Genomic DNA, 3,352 nt, shown 5'->3' on the forward strand with positions numbered 1-3,352 from the left:
CGGCCATATCGAACAGGTCGGCACGCCCGACGAAGTCTTCAGGCGGCCGGCGACACGCTTCGTTGCCGGCTTCATCGGCTCGCCGCCGATGAATTTGCATGAGGCAACGATCGAGGACGGCCAGATGGTTTTCGCCAGTGGCGAGAAGCTGCCCCTGCCCGGCCAGTTCAAGGCCAATGTCGCGACCGGCGACAAGGTCGTGTTCGGGCTGCGTCCCGACGACATCTATCCGGCTGGCCATGGCATCAGTTCCGGCGGAGCTGCCGACGTCCACCAGATCGAGCTGCCGGTCACGGTCACCGAGCCGCTCGGCAACGAGACGCTGGTGTTCGTCGAATTCAACGGTACCGACTGGGTCTCACGCATGCTGAACCCGAGGCCGCTTAGGCCGGGCGAGCGGGTGGCCATGAGCCTCGACCTGTCGCAGGCGCATCTGTTCGCCACCGACACCGGAAAGACATTGCGGAGCTGACGGACATGGCCAGAATCGAGAAAGTCGAACTGCGGATGGTGGACCTTGTGCCCAAGGTCAAGCGCACCGACGCCATCCAGAGTTTCGTCAGCCAGGAAACGCCGATCGTCACCATCACCGATTCCGACGGCGCGGTCGGCACTGGCTACAGCTACACGATTGGCACTGGTGGTTCGTCGGTGATGCGGCTTTTGTCCGACCATCTGGTGCCGCGCTTGATCGGCCGCGACCCCGACATGATCGAGGCGATCTGGCACGATCTCGAATTCGCCACGCACGCCACCACGATCGGCGCGATCACCGCAATCGCCATCGCGGCGATCGATACCGCACTTTGGGACCTGCGAGCGAAGAAGCAGAACCTGCCGCTGTGGAAACTGGCGGGCGGCGCCAAAGATCGCTGCCCGCTCTACACGACAGAGGGCGGCTGGCTGCATATCGAGACGGCCGCACTTGTCGACGATGCGCTGGCGGCCAAGGCCAAGGGATTTCGCGGTTCGAAGGTGAAGATCGGCAGGCCGCACGGGTCTGAGGATCTCGCCCGCCTGTCGGCGGTGCGCAAGGCGGTGGGCGACGGCTACGAGATCATGACCGACGCCAATCAGGGCTTTTCGGTTGACGAGGCGATCCGGCGCGCGGCGAGATTGCGCGAACTCGACCTTGCCTGGATCGAGGAGCCGCTGCCGGCCGACGACATTGACGGGCATATCAGGCTGTCGAACTCGACACCGACGCCGATTGCCATTGGCGAGTCGCTCTATTCCATCCGCCATTTCCGCGAATACATGCAGAAAGGCGCCTGCTCGATCGTGCAGGTCGATGTCGGCCGCATCGGCGGCATCACGCCTTGGCTCAAGATCGCGCATGCGGCGGAGGCCTTCGACATTCCGGTCTGCCCACATTTCCTGATGGAACTGCATGTCAGCCTGACCTGCGCTGTTCAGAACGGCCGATATGTCGAGTACATTCCGCAACTCGATGAGTTGACCGGCAAGCATATGCGCATCGAGGATGGCCACGCGTTGGCGCCCGACGAGCCCGGCATCGGCATCGACTGGGACTGGGACGCGGTCAAGGCCATGAGCATCGCCGAATTCACCACGGCGATCACGAAATAGGGGAACGGATATGCAGCGGATGGGGATGGTGTTGGGGCTGAAGCCGGAAAAGGCCGAGGAGTATGTTCGCCTGCATGCCGCCGTCTGGCCTGACGTGCTGACCATGATCTCGGCCTGCAACATCAGGAATTATTCGATCTACCTGAAGCGGCCGGAGAACCTGTTGTTTTCCACTTTCGAATATCACGGCATCGACTATGCGGCCGACATGGCCAGAATGGCCGCCGATCCAAGGACGCAGGAATGGTGGGCTGTCTGCATGCCATGCCAGGAGCCGCTGACGACCCGCAAGGAGGGCGAATGGTGGGCAGATATGGACGAGGTCTTCCATCATGACTGAAGGCGGTTTCGACCCTGCCTCGCTCATCCAGTCCTGGCCCAAACCCTCAAAACCCCGGCCGATCGTCACCTTCGGCGCCGGATCGATCGTCGGCGACGCGCATTTTCCTGCCTACCGAAAGGCGGGGTTCCCGATTGCCGGCCTCTATGATCCGGATCAGGTCAAGGCGCAGAGCCTGGCCGGGAAATGGGGCGTGACGGCGTTCCGTTCAGTCGATGAAGCTGCTGATGTCAAGGATGCGATCTTCGATCTGGCGACGCCGCCGGGACGGCATGCCGATATCCTGAAGGCTCTCCCCGACGGGGCGGTCGCATTGATCCAGAAGCCGATGGGCAACTATCTCGGCGAGGCGACCGAAATCCTCGAAATCTGCCGCGCCAAGGACCTCAAGGCGGCGGTGAATTTCCAGCTCCGCTTCGCGCCGATGATGCTGGCGCTCAAGGACGCCATCGCCAAGGGCTGGCTCGGCGAGGTTGTCGATTTCGACGCCTGGCTGGCGCTGGCCACGCCGTGGGAATTGTGGGAATTCCTGCTCAAGGCGCCGCGCGTCGAGATCGCCATGCATTCGATCCACTATCTCGACCTCATCAGGCAATTACTCGGCGACCCCAAGGGCGTGCACGCCAAGACACTCGGCCATCCCAACCACAAGGTGGCGCAGACGCGCACCAGTGCCATTCTCGACTATGGCGACACCGTGCGCTGCGCACTGTCGATCAACCACGACCACAAATTCGGCCGCCGGCACCAGGCCTGCGAATTCCGCATCTGCGGCACAGAGGGTGCCGCCTATCTCAAGCTCGGCCTCAACCTCGACTATCCCCGGGGCGAACCGGATATTCTGGAGATCTATCCGAAGGGTGGAACGGACTGGGTTGCCGTGCCCTTGGCCGGTGAATGGTTCCCCGACGCCTTCGTCGGCCGGATGGCCAATATGCAGCGCTTTGCCACGGGCGAGGACGACGCGTTGGTCAGTTCGGTCGAGGACGCCTGGAACACCATGGCGCTGGTGGAAGCCGCCTATCGTTCAAGTGCGGCGCCGGCGACGCCGATCGCGGAAAGACCCTGATGGAACAGATCACCTATTTCGAGGACTACGAGATCGGCTCGTCGCGGCTGACCAGCGGCMGCACCATCACCGAGACCGACTTCATCGTCCATGCCGGCCACACCGGCGACTTCTTCCCGCACCACATGGACGCCGAGTACATGAAGACGACACCGTTCGGCCAGCGCATCGCGCATGGCACGCTGGTGTTCTCGGTCGGCATCGGGCTGACGGCCAGCATCGTCAATCCCGTCGCCTTCTCCTATGGCTACGACCGGCTGCGCTTCACCAAGCCGGTGTTCATCGGCGACACGATCCGCACGCGCACCACCATCACCACCAAGGAGGACGATCCCAAGCGACCGGGTTCAGGA

5 protein-coding genes are annotated in these 3,352 nt (G+C 62.8%); all 5 read left to right on the plus strand.

Annotation, left to right across the window (positions count from 1 at the left end):
- The coding region (locus tag AC1DX0_RS33240; RefSeq protein WP_477358599.1) for a TOBE domain-containing protein at positions 1–472 on the plus strand (472 nt) is incomplete at its 5' end.
- A 5-nt stretch (positions 473–477) separates the two neighbouring features.
- On the plus strand, positions 478–1,590 hold the full coding sequence (locus AC1DX0_RS33245) for a mandelate racemase/muconate lactonizing enzyme family protein (protein WP_477220934.1): 1,113 nt from the start codon (positions 478–480) through the stop codon (positions 1,588–1,590).
- 10 nt (positions 1,591–1,600) lie between these two features.
- Positions 1,601–1,930 (plus strand): L-rhamnose mutarotase, encoded by a 330-nt coding sequence (locus tag AC1DX0_RS33250; RefSeq protein WP_477220933.1) that lies wholly within the window; start codon positions 1,601–1,603, stop codon positions 1,928–1,930.
- Entirely contained in the window at positions 1,923–2,999 is a 1,077-nt protein-coding gene (locus AC1DX0_RS33255) for a Gfo/Idh/MocA family protein (RefSeq protein WP_477220932.1), read from the plus strand. The genes AC1DX0_RS33250 and AC1DX0_RS33255 overlap by 8 nt, the downstream gene beginning before the upstream one ends.
- Positions 2,999–3,352 (plus strand): MaoC/PaaZ C-terminal domain-containing protein (locus AC1DX0_RS33260; protein ID WP_477358601.1); only part of this gene is annotated, 354 nt, incomplete at its 3' end. The genes AC1DX0_RS33255 and AC1DX0_RS33260, both read left to right, overlap by 1 nt.

The organism is Mesorhizobium sp. P3_A9, from assembly GCF_056402975.1.

Coding starts and splice junctions, on each gene's coding strand:
- AC1DX0_RS33245 (WP_477220934.1), top strand. CDS start 478: ATGGCCAGAATCGAGAAAGTCGAACTGCGGATGGTGGACCTTGTGCCC.
- AC1DX0_RS33250 (WP_477220933.1), top strand. CDS start 1,601: ATGCAGCGGATGGGGATGGTGTTGGGGCTGAAGCCGGAAAAGGCCGAG.
- AC1DX0_RS33255 (WP_477220932.1), top strand. CDS start 1,923: ATGACTGAAGGCGGTTTCGACCCTGCCTCGCTCATCCAGTCCTGGCCC.